Here is a 17,200-nt window from a genome sequence, read left to right on the forward strand (position 1 = left end):
GGCCATGCCGGCCGGGCGGGTGGCGCAGGAACAATGGCTCCATGGCCGGGGCCATGACATCGGAACGGAAGGTGCAAGATGGCTGGAAAGATGAAGGCTGCGGTTGTACGGGAATTCGGCAAGCCGCTGACGATCGAGGAACTGGACATTCCGCAGATCAACGCCAACCAGATCCTGGTCAAGGTCGATGCCTGCGGCGTCTGCCATACCGACCTGCACGCCGCCCGTGGCGACTGGCCCACCAAGCCCAAGCCCCCCTTCATCCCGGGGCATGAGGGGATCGGCCATGTGGTCGAGGTCGGCAGCAACGTCAACTGGGTCAAGACGGGCGACGTGGTGGGCGTGCCGTGGCTGTATTCGGCCTGCGGGCATTGCGAGCACTGCCTGGGCGGGTGGGAAACCCTGTGTGAAAAACAGGAGGACACCGGCTATTCCGTCAATGGCTGCTTTGCCGAATACGTGGTGGCCGACCCCAATTACGTCGCCCACCTGCCCAAGGACATCGACCCGATCAAGACGGCCCCCGTGCTGTGCGCGGGGCTGACGGTGTACAAGGGCCTGAAGATGACCGACACCCGGGCCGGGGAATGGGTCGCCATTTCCGGCGCGGGGGGGCTGGGGCAGATGGCCATCCAGTACGCCGTGGCCATGGGCCTGAACGTGGCGGCGGTGGATATCAGCGATGAAAAGCTGGAAGAAGCCCGCAGGCTGGGCGCGCGCGTGACCGTCAACGCGCTGAAGCAGGACCCGGTCGCCTATATCCGCCAGCAGACGGGCGGCACGCATGGCGTGCTGGTCACCGCCGTGTCGGACAAGGCGTTCAGCCAGGCGGTGGGGTATGCGCGGCGCGGCGGCACGGTGGTGCTGAACGGGCTGCCGCCCGGTGACTTCCCGCTATCCATCTTTGACATGGTCATGAACGGCACGACCGTGCGCGGGTCCATTGTCGGCACGCGGCTGGACATGATCGAGGCCATGTCCTTCTTCACCGATGGCAAGGTCACGACGGTGGTCAGCCCGGACAGGCTGGAAAACATCAACACCATCTTCGACAACCTGCAGCATGGCCGGGTGCAGGGGCGCGTGGTGCTGGACTTCCGCAACGGGGCGTAAGGCAACTCCACAATGCCTGGCGCGTTCGGTATCCTGGTATGGCGTGGGTGCCAGACGCGCCCATGCCCGCATTTTGAAACATGAAGACAGGGTAGGATTATGATGAAAAAGACGCTGATTCTGGCAGGGCTGTGCGCAACCGGACTGAACGTGGCGACCTTGGCCCCGGCGCTGGCTGATGCCTGTGACGGTGTTACGGATCATGCGGAATGTGAAGTGCGCCTGAAATCCCGTGAAACCGGCGCGGAGACCCGTGAAAAGGCCCATGAAGCGCGCGAAAAGGCCGCCGAGAAAACCGGCGGCGCCAAGGACTGGGGCGACCGGACCGGCAAGAAGCTGGATAACTGGGGCCACAAGACCAAGGGCGACATGAGCCAGTTCTTCACCGGCCATCGCTAAGCGGCTGTTTGAAAACAAATCATTGATAAAAAACAATAAAAGTTTTTGGGCGCCGCCTTTTTCTCAAAAAGGCGGCGTTCTTTCGAAGCCTTTGCAAAAAGCTTCACCAAAAACGTCCTTTCATTTTAAAGCGCTATCATGATCTGACTTTTCAAACAGTCTTTAAGCGGGTCATTCAATGGAAGGGAACAGAAGTCTCCGGATGCCACCTTTTTTCAGGGAAGGTGAGGCTCCCTGAAATTTTTCGGGATATTTTCCAGACCGATTGTCCAAACAATCCCTGATAGGGCTGTCAGCCGCCCGGAACCACCAACCGCAAAGGGAACCCGCCATCCGTGCGGCCCAGGACAGGGTGGCGCCATGGCAGGTCGGGTATCTCAGAAAGCCCTTACAATTTCAGGCAATTTACGTTATTGGCCTTACTGTAAATCGATCTGGACGATAATTTTATCCAGTCAATCATTAAATAAAATTTGCCTACAGTTCAGGAAAAGCTTGAGATATCTGGTAATGGACGATTTGTAGGGCATCCATGGATCAGACCGGAAAGAATAAATTTGAAAATAATCGTTTGCGTCTAATTTATTTTGCAATTACCACGCAACGAAATAGTATTTATGAACAGTTTTTGTTTTCATGGAACATTTTTTATGAAAAATGGTAGATTTACTTTAGTGGATGGATTGCGTGGAATCGCAGCATCATCTGTTGTGTTGTTTCATTGCGTTGAGGGACATCATGTCGATCATTTACTTGATGCGCTTCCGGCCGTAGTTCGCCAGACGGTAGAATGCGGATATCTCGGCGTGTGGATATTTTTTGCGTTGAGCGGCTTTGTCATCGCGCATTCACTGTATGGTAAAAGCCTGTCCGTTTCCGATTTCGGACGATTTATTTTAAAGCGATCATTACGTCTCGATATTCCTTACTGGACGACTATCGCCTTAACCATAGCCTACACAATAGCTTCGGCACACATCGTAAAGGACAAGGGACCTTCAGGTTTCAGTGCCGGGCAAATCATTGCGCATGTCTTTTACCTACAGGATTTGCTTCATTTCCAGCCAATCAGCGCCGTGTTCTGGACTCTTTGTCTGGAGATTCAATTTTACCTGATCTATGCGGTCATTATCAGGGCTGGCATTACCGGAATTACCATTGCCTGTGTGGTCAGTCTCCTTGCCCCGCTGGGGCTGATGCCCTCTCTCCCCCATGGGGTGTTCCTGAAGTTCTGGTACGCATTTCTTGTCGGGGTCGCTGCCTATTGGGCCTGGAGGCGTAATGACCTGCGCTATAAATTTGCAGGCTTTGTCACAATACTTGTAATCATCGCCATTATGCGTGGTAACCCCACCATCCTGGTGTCGGCCATGACCGCTACCCTTCTTTGTGCGGCAGGGATTTTGGGGAATATCTATTCCGCGATGAACTGGCGGTGGCTACAGTTTATGGGGGGCATTTCATATTCGCTTTATCTTACGCATAATATGGCCATCGGTCTGACGTTCAGAATTCTATCGCTCATTATAAAGAGCCATACTGCGTTGGTGGAGCTGGCTTTTCTTGTAATGGCACTGGCCGCCACCATTGGGGGGGCCTTCGTTTTCTGGTGGCTGGTGGAGAGGCCAAGCTCCAATTTATCAAAAAAAATCACGCTCATCCCAAGCAGGATCTAGGAGAGACTGTTTGAAAAGTCAGATCATGATAGCGCTTTAAAATTAAAGAAAGTTTTTGGTGAAGCTTTTTGCAAAAGCTTCGAAAGAACGCTGCCTTTTTGAGAAAAAGGCAGCACCAAAAAAATTTTATTGTTTTTTATCAATGGGTTATTTTCAAGCAGTCTTTAAGCGGGTCATTCAAGGCGATGGCAGCGTGTGCATGGCCATGCCCCCGGCCCGCGCGGAACACATGAAAAAAGGGGACGGTACCAAACGGTACCATCCCCTTGCGCGTCTTTACGCCCTGCGATCAGGAATGGTGGTGATCGCCTGCTTCATGCTCGCGCCAGCCGGCTTCCAGCGTGTGGAGGAAGGTCTTGAAGTGTTTCTTCACCTCGTCAGGGGATGCCTTTTCCATCACTTCCTTTTTCGCGGCTGTCAGGGTGGCGGCCGCGTGGATCAGGGCGGCGTGGATGATGTCGGTCGGTTCTTTGGCCATGGTGGTGGTCTCCCGTTGGGTTGATGGGCAGAGGATGGAAGATGCCACGATGGCTGGCAACCGTTGCGCCTGCATGACTGCCGCTCCCTGTCGCCCCTTGAAACCGTACGGGAACGAAACGGGGGAAACCCGCGCCGCATCGCGCCGTTGAACGGACCGGATACCAGATCGATGGGATAAGACATGTTTTTCAGGCGTACCGCCCTGGCCCTTGCCACCACAACCATCCTTGCCCTGCCGCTTGTGGCGCGGGCGGAACCGGGGGGATGCGTCAAGGGGGCCGTCGCCCGTGGCCGGTAAAAGGTTCAGGTAGAAGTTTTTGGTGAAGCTTTTTTCCAAAAAGCTTCAAGGAACGCCGCCTTTTTGAAAAAAGGCGGCGCCCAAAAACCTTGAATTATTAAAAAACCCGCCGTCAGGGCACGGACCGGACGGAAGATGCCCCCATGGCGCGTGCGAAACACATGGTCAGCATGTTGTGCGGGTCGGGGTTGATGCCCACGAAAATGATGTCCTTGCGCACATAAAGCAGCTTGTGCCGTGGCCCCATCGTGACGCGCGGCAGGACAACCGGCTGGTCACGCGCCACCTGTTCGCGCGTGCTGGCCACCCGGTCGTGGCTTATGCGGGCCAGAAGCAGGAAATCAGGCACCACGATGGCCATGTGCATGACAGCCAGCCCGGCACAGCCCGCGGCCATTACCCGGCTGAAAACCCGCCCGACGGGGCAGGTGAACAGCAGGCAGGTCAGGTAGCACACCAGCAGCACGCTGGCGGGAAAGGACACGCGCGCGGCCAGCGCCTCCCGCGGGAACATCAGCAGCAGCGCCATGTAGGCCAGCGCCAGCCCGACAAACCCTATCCCGCGCCCCGCGCGCAGGCAGGCGGGAAAAGGCGCCTGCCGCCGGCCCAGGAACAGGCCGATGCCGATCACCACCACAAATGGCGCCCAGAACGGGTCAAACAGGCTGCCAAGGTTGCCCAGCAGCCCATCCAGCCGGTCCATGACCGGGCTGGGCGCCATGGTGCGCATGCGCACGTAGTTGCCCGGCGCGATCCCCAGCACCAGCGTGCCCAGCCCGTGGCTGCACAGCAGCGGCCATGGCGCGCGCTGGCCCCGCTTCCACGCCCGTATGGCATCCCCCGCCAGCACCAGCGTCAGCAGCAGCGAAAGCGGTTCAAGGAACGTGGCGATCAGGAAAACGGCGACATGCTGCGCCATGTTCATGTCCGTGCGGCGCGACACGATGCGCGACAGCAGCCACATCTCCCCCGCAACCGGCCACAGGTAGCCGATGGCCCCGGTTTTCCATAACGCGACCTCGCCAATGGTGCGTGGCAGCCACCACAGCATGAGGAACACAAGCCCGTACTGCGCCACCCCGTCCCGCCAGCGGGCCGGGGCGGGCCGTCCCGCCACCGCGCGGCACAGATGCGCCACGACATGGACCAGGAAGGTGAAGATGCCCGCATTCACCACCGTGAAGGCCACAAGCGCGCCATAGGGCCGCAGGTCCAGCACGAAAAAGGTCACCAGCGTGGTGAACCACCGCCCCGTCCAGAAATTGTAGTTGCCCCATACGATGCGCGCGATGGTGACGGGGTTGAACGGCATGGTGCGGCAGTAATCATCCGCCCATAGCGGCGTGACGTGGTTGGCCCACAGCAGGAAGGCGAAACACAGCGCCAGCCCCGTCCGCTCGCCGGGGTCGTGACGGGGGGGAATGCCTGCGGGTGGTTTCATGCGATGCTGGGCCTCTGCCGGTCCGGGTTTCGCCATGATGGCGGGGGCTACGGAAAAATGATGGGTTCCGACCCCGGGCCGTGCGTGCAATTGATCCGTGGCTGGGGTTGTATCATGGATCGGCGGCGCCGCATCGCCTAAGAATCCAGCCTGACCGGCCCCGTCAATCACGATCATGCCGGAGACCAGGGGATAGAGCCACGTGTTACAGCCTGCCGACCAGTCCGTCTCCCCCCCGCATGGCGCGGTATCCGCCACCCCGGCCACGGCCGGGTCGCCGCCCTCCTCCGGCGCGGGCGGGGGGGCGGCGCGCGCGGCCCTGACCACGGCGTGCGCCGGGTTGCTGGTGGGGCTGGATACCGGCCTGATCGCCGAGGCGCTGGGCTTCATCGGCCGTGATTTCCATGCCTCCGCCCGGGCGCAGGAATGGGTGGTGTCGGTGCTGATGGTCGGCGCGCTGCTGGGGTCAGGGGGGGCGGGCGTGTTTTCCAGCCGCTTCGGCCGCAGGCTGGCGCTGGGCACGGCAACGCTGCTGATCGGGGTGGGGGCGCTGTTATGCGCCACGGCGGGCCTGATCGGGCAGATCCTGCTGGGGCGGTTCCTGATCGGGATGGCCATTGGCATCTGCACCTTTACCGCGCCGCTGTATATTTCCGAACTGACGACGGGACGCATGCGCGGCACCATGGTCACCACTTTCTCCATGCTGCAGTCGGCGGGCATCCTGCTGGGGTACCTGGCTGGCGGCATCCTGTCGGGCGGGGGGCACTGGCGGATGATGGTGGGGCTGCCGGTCATCCCGGCGGCGGCGCTGTTCATGGGGTGCGCGTTCCTGCCCTCCAGCCCGTCATGGCTGGCGGCAAAGGGCCGGTTCGAGGACGCCCGCAAGGTCCTGCGCAGCCTGCGCGGGGATGAGGTGGCGGCGGACCGGGAACTGGACAACATCCGCCGCGAACTGGGCGCGGGCAGGCCGGTGGGCGGCCTTGCGCTATTGCGTGGCAAGCCGTTCTTCCGCCGTTCCGTCGCCCTGGGCATCGGGCTGCAGGTCATGCAGCAGCTGACCGGCATCAATGTGGTGATGTATTACGCGCCCAAGATCCTGGAAGGCGCGCATTTCGGCACCTCGGCGGCCGCATGGGCCACGGTCATGGTCGGCGCGGTCAATGCGGTGGTGGGCGTGCTGGCCATCTTCATGGTCTCGCGCTGGGGGCGCAGGCCGCTGCTGGTGACAAGCTGTGTCATCATGGCGGTGGCGCTGGCCGCGGCAGGCGTGATCGAAGGGATGCACCTGAGCGGATTTGGCGCGGTGCTGGCGCTGGTGGCGAGCCTGCTGGTGTTCGTGGCGGGGTTTGGCATGGGGGCCGGGCCGCTGGTGTGGACCCTGTGTTCGGAAATCCAGCCGATCGAGGGCCGCGACTTTGGCGTTGCGTGCTCGACACTGGCCAACTGGGGCATGGACTGGGCGGTCAGCAACACGTTCCTCAGCATCGTGGCGGTGGTGGGCGCGGGCTGGACCTTTGCCGGGTTCAGCGTGATGAACGTGGTGTTCGTGCTGTTTACGCTGGCGCTGGTGCCCGAAACCCGCGACGTGCCGCTGGAGGTGATCGAACAGCACCTGGAGGCCGGCCGCCCGCTGCGTGACATCGGGCGCTAGGGCGTGGCGCGAAACAAGGACGGCCGAGCGTGGAAAACGGCCTGGGGAGAACTGAATTTCAGTCGGTCATCGCGTGCGTTGATGTCGCAGGTCAACATCATGATGCCGGCTGTGGGCTTACTCGCCACTTTCGGCGGCCTGGCGCAGTACCAGGAATGCTTCTTTCAGCGCCTGGCTTACCGCTGAATCCGGTTCGTTCAGCACCAGTGCCTGATAGGCGGCAAGGTAGTCCGCCCGGATACGGTGGAACAGGTGAAGGAAGTGCCGCAGGAACCCGATGCAATCGAGAATGGCGATCTCGATGCCGTCGGTTTTCTCGTAAAACGTCGCGGCATATGCAGCTACAACCGGATCGATTACATCTGTAGTGACAAACAGATAATTGTTAATCCTGTTCGGTGCCCTGGCTATCTTGGCGACCGCCGCGTCGATGTCACCCTGCGTGACACGTTTCATCTTCATTTCATAGGCGGTGACAACAGCATCCTTGCCTGTCAGACAGATTTCAATGTCGCCCAATGAACCGGTCTGGAGGTCAGCGGCATTGTGCGCGTTCAGGGGTAACATGCTTTCGCATAATTGCGTCCCTGCGGCCTCATAGGCTGCGGCAACGACCAGTACCGGCAAACGACTGGAATTTTTACAGGCAAGGTGCTGTTTTATCAGTGTTACGATGGCTTCCGACGAAAGGGGCAGTGCACCGCCGGAACGCTCCAGAGCTTTCAGCAATGACGCCATGCGGGCCAGCTTTTCATCGCGCAGCAATAGCAGCACGCGCACGGTTTCCACAAAAAGAACATCGGCGGGAATGCGCCGCAGGGCGACATCCTCCAATAGCTCAAGCGTCTTTTTATAGAGGTCACGCGGCCTGCCAACCAATTCCCTGTCGGTTGTCAGTGGCTGGCCAATGTTGCGTAACGTGGGGGTCAGGAAAGCGGTCGTTGGATTGACCGGAAGCCGATGTTCGTTAATGAACCTGGTCAGGTAGCGTTCATCATAAGTGCGCCCGGAAAAACTGTCCGTCCCCCCGATTTCTGTATATGGCCTGCGTGGGTCGACATTCGGCCTATCCAGCTTTCCCAGCAGGCAGGCCATGAGCAACCGCACGCCGGCACGGTTGCTCATGCAGCGGCAGACGTCATCGACACGCGCCCGGATTGCCGGATCGGTAATGACAGAAACATTCAATGCAGCAGCGGCCCTGTGCTGGATGTCTTGCAATATCTTTTCTGGTGTCATTGGAATTGCTTTTGTTTTTCTAAATTCCATCGGTCAGGCAATATGCACGCCGTCGTGATGATATTGAAAGCATGTGGCGGTCATTCAAACAGTCGTTTCTGTGGCTTGGGGTCGTAGTTGGTCCACAGTACTTCTGATCGTCGGCCCTTGGTCGAGTGGATCGTTTTATCTGGTCCCATGGTTTTGTACCAACGTCCCGTCTGGAACAGTTCATCCATCAGGGGATGGTCATACCCGGAAACAGCCACCATGCCCTTGCAGTTATTAACCGTTTCGGCAAACGCCCTGTGCTGCGTCTCGTCCATTTCAAAGCCATAAGCCTTGGCGTCGCCGCGCGTGGCGTGCAGATACGGCGGGTCGCAATAGAAAAGGGTTCGGGAACTGTCATACAGGCGGATGATATCGACGGCGGGGCGGTTCTCGATCTGAACGCGAATCAGCCGCTGGGCGATTTCGTCCAGTGCATCAACACCACCAAGCCAACGTGAGACGACACCCGACATGCCGGCCCGGCTTGTATCCTTGCAGTTTGCCCACCGCCCCAGGGAAGCGGTCTGGGCAAGCCCGGTGCGGGTCTGTCGCGCCTTGATATAGAACCGTCTGGCCCGTTCCACATCACTGATGCCGCTTGTGTCGCCATGGATTGCCTGATGGTATTCCTCGCGTGAGAACGGCGTTAAGGCAATGGCTCTGACCAGTTCTTCATGCCGGTCACGCAGAACACGAAAGAAATTCACCACATCGCCGTCGATATCATTATAGGTCTCGACCGATGCGGGAGCACGATTGATCAGTACGGCGCCAGATCCTGCAAATGGCTCACAGTAGTGATGGCATTCAGGCAGCAGGGGAAGAAGCCATTCAAGGTGGGAAAATTTTCCGCCATACCAGCCAAAGACGATACGCCGCCGCCTGCGACCGCGCATATGAATGACGTTGGATTGCTGCGACTGTTCATCCTCATCCAGATAGATTGGAGATACTCTCCGACCACGTTTTGCGGCTTGTACGGCCTTGGTCATATTCTGCTTGCTTCTTTCGCTGGGTTCATCTCTGACCCTGTCCATGCCGTACGGTGTATCCGCCCCGGCGGGCTCATGTTTCACTGCCTGGCCACCTGTTTTCCAGCCGGGAACTGGTCGCTTATATCGCCCTCTTCGTGGATGTTCATATCAGATAATAAGAAATGCCCAGGTCTGCGTGCAAGCAGACCTGTCCGATTTTATTCATTCCCCCGGGCTGCTGGTATCAGGCGATTCACAGGCAGGTCAGGGAAAGGCATCAGGCTCTGCTGGTCTTGCAGCGCCATGCGATCATGGCGTTTTTTTGATATTCAGGCGTTGAATGCAGCGGGCCATGATCCGGTCAATCGCCTGTGGCGGCCAGCAGGGATATCCTCCCTGGAACCATCTGGTCATGATGGGTGATACGCGCCCTAGAAACCCCGCATCGCCCCCCGGCTGTAATGCAGCAGCATCGCTCCCACCGCAGCCATGTGCGTGCCCGCGCCCAGCACGACCATCACATGCCACAGCGCGTTGGAAAACGGCATGTTTTCACGCATGTAGAACACAACGCCGATACAGTAGAAAACCAGCCCCAGCACGATCAGGAAAAAGACGGGCGCGGGCAGTGCCCACACCGGCGGGTCGGGGCACAGGAAGAAAACCCATGCAACGCACAGATAGGGCACGACGTGAAACCGGCGCGACCATGTAAAGAAACACATCTTGGCCAGCACGCCCGCCCCGGCCATGGCCCATAACAGGGCGCAGAACCACAGGCTGCCCCGCCCGTGGCCGCCCAGCAGGATGAAGGGGGTGTAGGTGGCGGCAATGGCGATGAAGATCACGGACTGGTCAACACGCTGCAACCCGCCCTTGAGCCAGCATGACGGGCAGAAATTATACGCGGCCGAGGACAGGCACGTGGCCAGTATCGCCCCGCAGTACAGCAGCGTCACCCCGGATTCCAGCCCCGAATGGGACAGCATGGCCGTATGCGCCAGCCACAGCACGCCATACCCCAGCCCCGCCACGCCAATGACATGCACCAGCAGGTCGGCCGCCCGTTCGGACAGGGAATAGATGGGAAAACGCGTGCGGGTATTCATGGCGGCGGAAAATACTCCTTATTTTTCCGCAGGTCCGGCCCCATATGGTGAATAAGTCTGTTTCCACATATGCAAAAAAGATCATGCATGCGTGAGGTGTCCGGCAGGCCGGCTCCATCACCCGTCCCGTCGGGCCGCCTGCGGATCATACAGTCCACGCCCCATGCCGGGGTGGTTGATCCGTGTCCGGCATGAAGGGAGCGCGGGCAGGGGATTGTTTCAGGACAACCCGTTGACGGTAAAATAATAAATACGTCAGGCTGTTGTCTTTACTTGAAAGCCCGGACCGGGGACTTTCCGCAAGCAATACAGACGTTTCTGGTGAAGCTTTTTTCAAAAAGCTTCAGGGAACGCCGCCTTTTTTAAAAAAGCCGACACCCGAAAACGTTCTGAACGCCCGGCAACGGGATGAACCGGGGAACACCGGGGCACGCATGCGCCCGGCGCTCCCCGCCCCCGCGCCTTAGCGGGCCGTGCGTTCGCCCTTGATGTGGCTGCACAGGGTCTTGATTTCGGTCACCGTGACGCCTTCGGGGTTGTGCTGCGCCTTCTTGGCGATTTCATGCTCGGCTTCGGTGGCGTGGCCGTGTTCCTTGGCGACGTGCTGGCCCAGCGAGATGACTTCTTCCTTCGTCAGCAGCTTGGGTTCCTTCAGGCCCTTGTCCGCCAGCTTGTGCATGTGTTCGCGTGCGGCGGCGGTGGGTTTGTCGGTCATTATGGGCAATCCTGTCTGAATGATGCGCGGTATGCGCGGGGATGGATGATATAACGTATGGCAGGGCAGGAAAACCAATGGGGTACACATGCCCTTGCGTCATATTTCACATATCTGGTCAGTCACCGCGCGGCATAAAAGGGGGCGAGCGGAAGGGACAGACATGCCACACCCCATCGACCATACCCCCGACAGCGCGCTTGCACGCCTTGCCCCCACCATGGCGCTGACGGGCCGGCAGCAGGCGCTGAAGGCGGAGGTCATGGCCTTCTGCCGCGCCCACCGGCGCGATGACCACGCGCTGTTCATCATCGAAGGGGATGCGGGCACGGGCAAGAGCCTGCTGCTCAATGCGCTGTTCACCGCCATACAGGCTGCGGCGCGGGGGCGGGACACGCATGACCCGCTGCATGGCAGCCGCAACTGGCTGCTGGTCAACCACCCGGAAATGATCAAGCTGTACCGCAACATTTCCGAACGCCAGCCCGACCTGCGCAAGAAGGATTTCGAACGCCCCACCACCTTCATCAACCAGATGCACGACCGCGGCGGCCGCGCCGACATCGTGCTGGTGGACGAGGCGCACCTGCTGCTGACCCGCAGCGACCCTTACAACCGGTTCCGGCAGGATAACCAGCTTGCGGAAATCATCCGCAACACCCATGTGGTGGTCATCATATTCGACGCCTATCAGGTGTTGAAGTTCAAGAGCCTGTGGAACGACGCCACACTGGCCCGGCTTGTGGCGGGCTACCCGGTGGTGACCCGCAGGCTGGACCAGCAGTTCCGCGTGCATGCCCATGCGGATGTCATGGCGTGGGTCCATGCGCTGCGCGACGGCAGGCTGCTGCCCTTGCCCGCCCCGCAGCCCTTTGATTTCCGCATCTTTGACGACGCGCAGGCCATGTACGCGGCCATAAGGCAACGCAACGGCCAGTACGGCCTGTGCCGCATGCTGGCGACATATGATTATCCCTATACCCTGAACGGGCAGGACCATTTCATTACCGAGGGGCGTTTCCACCTGCGCTGGGACCGCGCCATGCCACAGGCGCGCCTGCCATGGGCGGAACGGCCCGATACGATTGATGAGGTCGGTTCGGTCTATACCATCCAGGGGTTCGACCTGAATTACGCGGGCGTGATCCTTGGCCCGTCCGTGACCTATGACCCCGGTACCGACCGGATCGTGATCGACCCGTCGCGGTACGAGGACCGCGCCGCCTTTACCGGACGGGACGGGATAGGCGACCCGCGGGCGGTGATGGAACGCATCATCCTCAATTCCATCAACGTGCTCATGACGCGCGGGGTGAGGGGACTGTACATCTATGCCAGCGACCCGCGCCTGCATGCCCGTCTGGCGGCATTGTGGCAGGCCCGCGCGGCCGTGCCGGCGGGGGACACGGTACCGTAATGGTTCGCTGTGGCGGTGGGCGATCAGGCCGGAAATGTTATAACGCAGGGCTGCGCTTGGTCCCTGAAGCCTGAAAGCCTGTTCTGGAACGGGGAAAAAGCTTAGAGACTGTTTGAAAACAAATCGTTGATAAAAAACAATAAAAGTTTTTGGGTGCTGCCTTTTTTCAAAAAGGCGGCGTTTTTTCGAAGCTTTTGCAAAAAGCTTCACCAAAAACTTCCTTTCATTTTAAAGTGCTATCATGAGCGGCCTTTTCAAACAGTCTCTTAGGGAACGCCGCCTTCGTGAAAAAAGGCGGCGCCCGGAAACGTCTGCCCACAAACAGCCTGTCAGCCGCGCTGGCCAAGACGCTGCAGATAGGGCAGGATTTCGGAGCCGGATTCAATGGCATGGCCCAGCACGGTTTCAACCAGTGTCGCCAGCTTCGCGGCGTCAAGCCCGGCAAGGGTCACGCTGAGGTCATGCTTCTGGGAATCGGACAGGCCGGGGGCCTGGATGATGCGCCGTTCAATGGCCGCCTTCATGGCGTCCGTGGTGAAGGGCATGTCGATGATCTGGTCTTTGCTCATGGCCGTCATTCCTGAATGGATTAGGTAATGCGGCCATCGTACGGGCTGCCGGTTTCCCGGCAACCTCCATGCGCGCGATGCGGTTATGCGTTTATCATCATGAATGGGGGGCAGGGTGGTCAGCCCTGTTCGGGCTGGTCCATGGCCGCCATGCGGTGCAGGCGGGCGGTCTGGGAAAAGCCCCGCATTTCCTGTGCGATGCCCTGGCGTTCCAGCCGCCGCAGGCCGGTGGCGTAGCCGATTTCCTGTTTCAGTTGGCCCAGCAGCATGTTGGTGCGACCGCTGAGCATCGTCTTGAAACGATCCATGTCAGACCTTTCATCCAGTGGTGGGAATGCTGCGCTATGCGCATGCCAGACAACAGCATGGCGCATGCGTAAATGCAACAATTAATGCATGCCTGATGGACATTTAATGCATGGGGAGTGCCATCCCGCCCCGTCCATCCCTGTCCGCGCCCGTATTTTGCGCCTGCGGCGGCCGCCGCCATGCATCCCGCGCCGGCGGGGCGGGTGACTGGCACGCAGGGCGGTTCCATGTCATTATTTTATCGAAATGATGATTATGGAAAGTACCCGATCAATGCGTAAAGTCGTGGCCCTGCTTGCCGTTACGGCCCTTCCGGTCCTGCTTCCCCCCATGGCGCGCGCCGACGTGGTGCCGCACCCGCAGGCGGATGCGCAGGCGCTGGACCTTGCGGAAAAGGCGATCGCGCTGCGTTCGGTCGCCGGGCCGGACAACAGGACGGCGGACGTGGCCAGGCTGTTCAGCAAGGCGCTGGTGGCCGGCGGCTTTTCCAAAAAGGACATCCAGATCGTCCCGGTCGGCAAGACCCTGTACATGACCGCCACGTGGCGCGGCACCGACCCGTCGCTCAAGCCGCTGGTGGTGCTGGGCCACATGGACGTGGTGGAGGCGAAGCCCGCCGACTGGAAGCGGGACCCGTTCACCCCGGTGGTGGAGGACGGCTACCTGTTCGGTCGCGGGGCCACGGACATGAAGCTGGATGACACGCTGGCGATCGCCTCCCTCATCGAACTGCGGCGCGAGGGCTACAGGCCGAAGCGCACGATCATCCTGGCCTTCTCCGGCGATGAGGAAACGGACATGCGCAGCGGCGCCGCCCTGGCGGACAAGCTGTCCGATGCGGGCATGGTGCTGAATGTCGATGGCGCGGACGGCGTACTGGACGAACAGACCGGCAAGCCGGAATATTTCGCATGGGCGGCGGCGGAAAAGACCTATGCCGACTATGAGCTGACGGTGACCAACCCCGGCGGCCATTCGTCCGAACCCCGGGCCGACAACGCGATTGCCGAACTGTCCGCGGCCCTGCTGCGTATCCAGAAATACCAGTTCAAACCCGAGGAAAACGACATCACCCGCGCCTATTTCGAAGGGGCGGCCAAGCTGGAGCCGGGCAGGCTGGGCGCGGCGATGAAGGCGTTCGCCGCCAACCCGGCGGACAAGAAGGCGATCGCCACCCTGTCGGCCGACCCGTCCATGGTGGGCAGGATCGGCACGACCTGCGTCGCCACGATGGTGAACGGGGGCCATGCGCTCAACGCCCTGCCGCAGCGGGCGACGGCCAACATCAACTGCCGCATCTTCCCCGGCCATTCCAAGGCGGACATCCAGGCCGAACTGCAGAAGGTGGTGGCCGACCCGAACGTGCAGGTGCGCGATGTTTCGGCCGGGTCGGTCGCGACCGATGCCTCCCCCATGGACAAGGGCTTCATTGACGCGGTGACCAGGGCGATCCACGGCGTCTATCCCGGCCTGCCGGTCATCCCGTCCATGGAGGCCGGGGCATCGGACAACATGTGGTTCCGCGCCCATAACGTGCCCAGCTATGAGGCCAGCCCGCTGTTCATCAAGCCTTCGGAAAACTTCATGCATGGCCTGAACGAGCGCACGCCGGTGGCCGCCATCGCGCCGGGCGTGGACTTCCTGCTGTCCATCATTCCCGACCTGTCCAACTGAGGGGCAGGCTCCGGGCGCGTTCCGGACCTTTCCGGCAGGCGCGTCGCCGGGACCTGCCTTGCGGCGGGCCGCGCCCGCGTGGAAAGGGATGCGCGCCTGCGTTCAGGGGATGGCTAACCTGCATGGGGCAGGGTGCAGGCCCGCCCCGTTTCTGATAGGGCAGGGATGATGTCCCGAACCATGCAGGAAGCCGTGATGCCGACAACCGTTCTCCATTCGCCCGATGATGTGCGCAGGCTGCTTGCCAGCGGCGACGCGGTCGTGATCGACGTGCGCGACCGCAAGGATTTTGACGCGGGCCACATTCCGGGCGCGGTCAACATGCCCGACATCTTCACCTATCTGGCCGAAACCACGCAGGACGGGCTGCACACGCTGCAGCAGACATTCGCCAACCTGTTCGCTGATTACGGGCTGGATGGGAAAAAGACCGCCATCGTTTATGAAGACGCCCTGCACACCCGCTATGGCGCGTCATGCCGGGGGTACTGGATCCTCAGCTACCTTGGCTATCCCGCCGTCGGCATCCTGGATGGCGGGCTGAGCGCATGGCGCAGGGGCGGCGGGGCGCTGACCACCGAAACCGTCGCGCCCGCGCGCACCACATTCCCGCTGCATGTCAATGCCGGCCTCATGGCGACATATCAGGACGTGCGCGCGGCCCTGGGGTCGCCCACGGTCAGGCTGCTGGACAACCGCGACCGGGTGGAATGGCTGGGTGAAAGCTCGTCGCCCTACGGTGTCGATTTCGCCCCGCGCAAGGGGCGCATTCCGGGTGCGGTGTGGATCGAGTGGTATGACTTCATGCAAGTCACCGACAACCACGCCGCCTTCCGCAGCGGTGACGACATCCGCGCCCTTGCCGCCAGCCGTGGCCTGCGGCCCGATGATGACATCATCATCTACTGCTTCAAGGGCGCGCGGGCGGCCAATACCTATGTGGCGCTGGCCTCCGCCGGGTTCAGCCGCCTGCGGCTCTACATGGGGTCGTGGAACGAATGGTCCCGCAATGCCGCCCTGCCGATCGAGGACGGCCTGCCCAAGGCCGCCGCTCCGTATCGCGGTAACTGACCGCGCCGGGGAACGTTTGTTTTCCATTCGTCAACGCAGTGTTTCGCGGCTGTCGGACCCGGCCCATGTGGGGTTTGGCGCCGCGCGGGCGGGGGCCTGCGCGCGGCTGGTCAGCAGGTACCACGCCACCGCCCCCAGCACGATGGCCCCACCCCCCATGACCGCCCCGGTCGGGCGTTCGCCATAGAAGAACCAGACCCATAACGGGCCAAGGGGCACGTCGAGCAGCGAGATGAACCCGGTCTCGCCCGACGAAATCAGCCGGCCCCCCTTCAGCAGCAGCATGTACGCCAGCCCCATCGTCATGGTGCCGAACAGGGCGCAGGCCAGCATGGACTGGAACGACGGGATGCCGGGCCGCATGAAGGGAATGGCCACCAGCATGCAGATCCCCGACATCAGGGTGATGATGATGGTCATGTCCAGCGCCGGATACCGCTTCACCAGCACCAGTTGTACCGCGAATCCGGTGGTCATGACCACGGCGGCGCCCAGGCCCAACAGGTCGCGTGGGCTGGCCGCGGCACGACCCATGATGGCAATGCCCGCGATGGCGATGCCCCCGGCCACAAGGAAGCGTGGCGTGACCCGTTCGCGCAGCCAGGTGAAGGCAATGCCCATGGTGATGAAGGGCAGGGCGGCATAGATGATCATGACATTCGCCACCGTCGTCATCCGCAGGGCCATGACGTAGCAGATGGCCGACACCACCGACACGGCAACGGCGCATGCCCCCGGCCACCCCTGCCGCCAGATGACGCGGCCCAGCGCCCGCCGGTACAGCACGATGGCAAAGCCCCCGAGGGTCATGAAGGAAAAGAACGAGCGCCACGCCACGATGGTCCATGTATCCAGATGGCTCATCCGCACGAACAGGCCCGCCGTGCTCCACAGCACGGCGGACAGGGCAACAAGGAAGATACCGGCTTTGCGGCTGTGAAGGCGGTCCATGGCGGCTCCGGGGCTGCTGCGCGTCACGTATATCCGATGACGGCAGGGGCAGCCATTCCGAAAACGGAACATCCTGGCATG

At 60.9% G+C, this 17,200-nt stretch carries 16 protein-coding genes; 7 read left to right on the top strand and 9 right to left on the bottom strand.

Annotation, left to right across the window (positions count from 1 at the left end; all coding sequences use genetic code 11):
* Positions 1-78 precede the first annotated feature (78 nt).
* From adhP to CFR76_RS09930, 3 genes are all read left to right on the top strand, one after another.
* Entirely contained in the window at positions 79-1,113 is a 1,035-nt protein-coding gene (gene adhP / locus CFR76_RS09920; RefSeq protein ID WP_110556996.1) for an alcohol dehydrogenase AdhP, read from the top strand.
* 99 nt (positions 1,114-1,212) lie between these two features.
* Positions 1,213-1,512 carry a hypothetical protein gene (locus CFR76_RS09925; RefSeq protein WP_244191868.1) on the top strand — a complete coding sequence of 100 codons (300 nt, stop codon included), beginning with the start codon at positions 1,213-1,215 and terminating at the stop codon, positions 1,510-1,512.
* 650 nt (positions 1,513-2,162) lie between these two features.
* Complete coding sequence (locus tag CFR76_RS09930; protein ID WP_167402104.1) at positions 2,163-3,188, top strand: acyltransferase family protein; 1,026 nt, start codon at positions 2,163-2,165, stop codon at positions 3,186-3,188.
* 289 nt (positions 3,189-3,477) lie between these two features.
* Here CFR76_RS09930 and CFR76_RS09935 read toward each other — a convergent pair whose 3' ends face one another.
* Positions 3,478-3,741: a hypothetical protein gene (locus tag CFR76_RS09935; protein WP_244191869.1), complete on the bottom strand. Its 264-nt coding sequence runs from the start codon at positions 3,739-3,741 to the stop codon at positions 3,478-3,480.
* A gap of 337 nt (positions 3,742-4,078) precedes the next feature.
* Positions 4,079-5,407, bottom strand: coding sequence for a DUF6056 family protein (locus tag CFR76_RS09940; RefSeq protein WP_110556998.1), 1,329 nt, complete (start codon positions 5,405-5,407; stop codon positions 4,079-4,081).
* Between the two features lie 202 nt (positions 5,408-5,609).
* Between CFR76_RS09940 and CFR76_RS09945 the strand changes: the two genes are divergently transcribed.
* Complete coding sequence (locus tag CFR76_RS09945; RefSeq protein WP_110556999.1) at positions 5,610-7,061, top strand: sugar porter family MFS transporter; 1,452 nt, start codon at positions 5,610-5,612, stop codon at positions 7,059-7,061.
* A 117-nt stretch (positions 7,062-7,178) separates the two neighbouring features.
* Here CFR76_RS09945 and CFR76_RS09950 read toward each other — a convergent pair whose 3' ends face one another.
* From CFR76_RS09950 to CFR76_RS09965, 4 genes are all read right to left on the bottom strand, one after another.
* Complete coding sequence (locus tag CFR76_RS09950; protein ID WP_110557000.1) at positions 7,179-8,300, bottom strand: restriction endonuclease, SacI family; 1,122 nt, start codon at positions 8,298-8,300, stop codon at positions 7,179-7,181.
* A gap of 80 nt (positions 8,301-8,380) precedes the next feature.
* On the bottom strand, positions 8,381-9,322 hold the full coding sequence (locus CFR76_RS09955; protein WP_110557056.1) for a DNA adenine methylase: 942 nt from the start codon (positions 9,320-9,322) through the stop codon (positions 8,381-8,383).
* Positions 9,323-9,735: 413 nt separating this feature from the next.
* Positions 9,736-10,413: a PAQR family membrane homeostasis protein TrhA gene (trhA, locus tag CFR76_RS09960; protein WP_110557001.1), complete on the bottom strand. Its 678-nt coding sequence runs from the start codon at positions 10,411-10,413 to the stop codon at positions 9,736-9,738.
* A 463-nt stretch (positions 10,414-10,876) separates the two neighbouring features.
* A complete protein-coding gene (locus CFR76_RS09965; RefSeq protein WP_110557002.1) occupies positions 10,877-11,128 on the bottom strand; it encodes a hypothetical protein in 252 nt (83 codons plus the stop codon).
* A 163-nt stretch (positions 11,129-11,291) separates the two neighbouring features.
* Between CFR76_RS09965 and CFR76_RS09970 the strand changes: the two genes are divergently transcribed.
* Positions 11,292-12,545, top strand: coding sequence for a DUF2075 domain-containing protein (locus CFR76_RS09970; protein ID WP_110557003.1), 1,254 nt, complete (start codon positions 11,292-11,294; stop codon positions 12,543-12,545).
* A gap of 329 nt (positions 12,546-12,874) precedes the next feature.
* On the opposite strand, the gene CFR76_RS09975 is transcribed toward CFR76_RS09970, so the two are convergent.
* Together CFR76_RS09975 and CFR76_RS09980 are read right to left on the bottom strand one after the other, a co-directional pair.
* Positions 12,875-13,114 (bottom strand): hypothetical protein, encoded by a 240-nt coding sequence (locus CFR76_RS09975; protein ID WP_025438756.1) that lies wholly within the window; start codon positions 13,112-13,114, stop codon positions 12,875-12,877.
* 119 nt (positions 13,115-13,233) lie between these two features.
* Positions 13,234-13,422 (bottom strand): CsbD family protein, encoded by a 189-nt coding sequence (locus CFR76_RS09980; RefSeq protein ID WP_208623970.1) that lies wholly within the window; start codon positions 13,420-13,422, stop codon positions 13,234-13,236.
* Between the two features lie 274 nt (positions 13,423-13,696).
* Between CFR76_RS09980 and CFR76_RS09985 the strand changes: the two genes are divergently transcribed.
* On the top strand, positions 13,697-15,097 hold the full coding sequence (locus tag CFR76_RS09985; RefSeq protein WP_110557004.1) for a M20/M25/M40 family metallo-hydrolase: 1,401 nt from the start codon (positions 13,697-13,699) through the stop codon (positions 15,095-15,097).
* 168 nt (positions 15,098-15,265) lie between these two features.
* A complete protein-coding gene (locus tag CFR76_RS09990) occupies positions 15,266-16,168 on the top strand; it encodes a sulfurtransferase (RefSeq protein WP_110557058.1) in 903 nt (300 codons plus the stop codon).
* Between the two features lie 30 nt (positions 16,169-16,198).
* On the opposite strand, the gene CFR76_RS09995 is transcribed toward CFR76_RS09990, so the two are convergent.
* Positions 16,199-17,119 (bottom strand): DMT family transporter, encoded by a 921-nt coding sequence (locus CFR76_RS09995; protein WP_110557059.1) that lies wholly within the window; start codon positions 17,117-17,119, stop codon positions 16,199-16,201.
* Positions 17,120-17,200 lie beyond the last annotated feature (81 nt).

Source organism: Komagataeibacter swingsii (assembly GCF_003207895.1).
GTDB lineage: Bacteria > Pseudomonadota > Alphaproteobacteria > Acetobacterales > Acetobacteraceae > Komagataeibacter > Komagataeibacter swingsii.

What these genes read in the sequence shown, in the direction of transcription:
- CFR76_RS09975 (WP_025438756.1), bottom strand. Translation starts at nt 13,114, where the DNA reads ATGAGCAAAGACCAGATCATCGACATGCCCTTCACCACGGACGCCATG.
- CFR76_RS09940 (WP_110556998.1), bottom strand. Translation starts at nt 5,407, where the DNA reads ATGAAACCACCCGCAGGCATTCCCCCCCGTCACGACCCCGGCGAGCGG.
- CFR76_RS09925 (WP_244191868.1), top strand. Translation starts at nt 1,213, where the DNA reads ATGATGAAAAAGACGCTGATTCTGGCAGGGCTGTGCGCAACCGGACTG.
- CFR76_RS09970 (WP_110557003.1), top strand. Translation starts at nt 11,292, where the DNA reads ATGCCACACCCCATCGACCATACCCCCGACAGCGCGCTTGCACGCCTT.
- adhP (WP_110556996.1), top strand. Translation starts at nt 79, where the DNA reads ATGGCTGGAAAGATGAAGGCTGCGGTTGTACGGGAATTCGGCAAGCCG.
- CFR76_RS09955 (WP_110557056.1), bottom strand. Translation starts at nt 9,322, where the DNA reads ATGACCAAGGCCGTACAAGCCGCAAAACGTGGTCGGAGAGTATCTCCA.
- CFR76_RS09995 (WP_110557059.1), bottom strand. Translation starts at nt 17,119, where the DNA reads ATGGACCGCCTTCACAGCCGCAAAGCCGGTATCTTCCTTGTTGCCCTG.
- CFR76_RS09950 (WP_110557000.1), bottom strand. Translation starts at nt 8,300, where the DNA reads ATGACACCAGAAAAGATATTGCAAGACATCCAGCACAGGGCCGCTGCT.
- CFR76_RS09965 (WP_110557002.1), bottom strand. Translation starts at nt 11,128, where the DNA reads ATGACCGACAAACCCACCGCCGCCGCACGCGAACACATGCACAAGCTG.
- trhA (WP_110557001.1), bottom strand. Translation starts at nt 10,413, where the DNA reads ATGAATACCCGCACGCGTTTTCCCATCTATTCCCTGTCCGAACGGGCG.
- CFR76_RS09985 (WP_110557004.1), top strand. Translation starts at nt 13,697, where the DNA reads ATGCGTAAAGTCGTGGCCCTGCTTGCCGTTACGGCCCTTCCGGTCCTG.
- CFR76_RS09935 (WP_244191869.1), bottom strand. Translation starts at nt 3,741, where the DNA reads ATGCAGGCGCAACGGTTGCCAGCCATCGTGGCATCTTCCATCCTCTGC.
- CFR76_RS09990 (WP_110557058.1), top strand. Translation starts at nt 15,266, where the DNA reads ATGTCCCGAACCATGCAGGAAGCCGTGATGCCGACAACCGTTCTCCAT.
- CFR76_RS09930 (WP_167402104.1), top strand. Translation starts at nt 2,163, where the DNA reads ATGAAAAATGGTAGATTTACTTTAGTGGATGGATTGCGTGGAATCGCA.
- CFR76_RS09980 (WP_208623970.1), bottom strand. Translation starts at nt 13,422, where the DNA reads ATGGATCGTTTCAAGACGATGCTCAGCGGTCGCACCAACATGCTGCTG.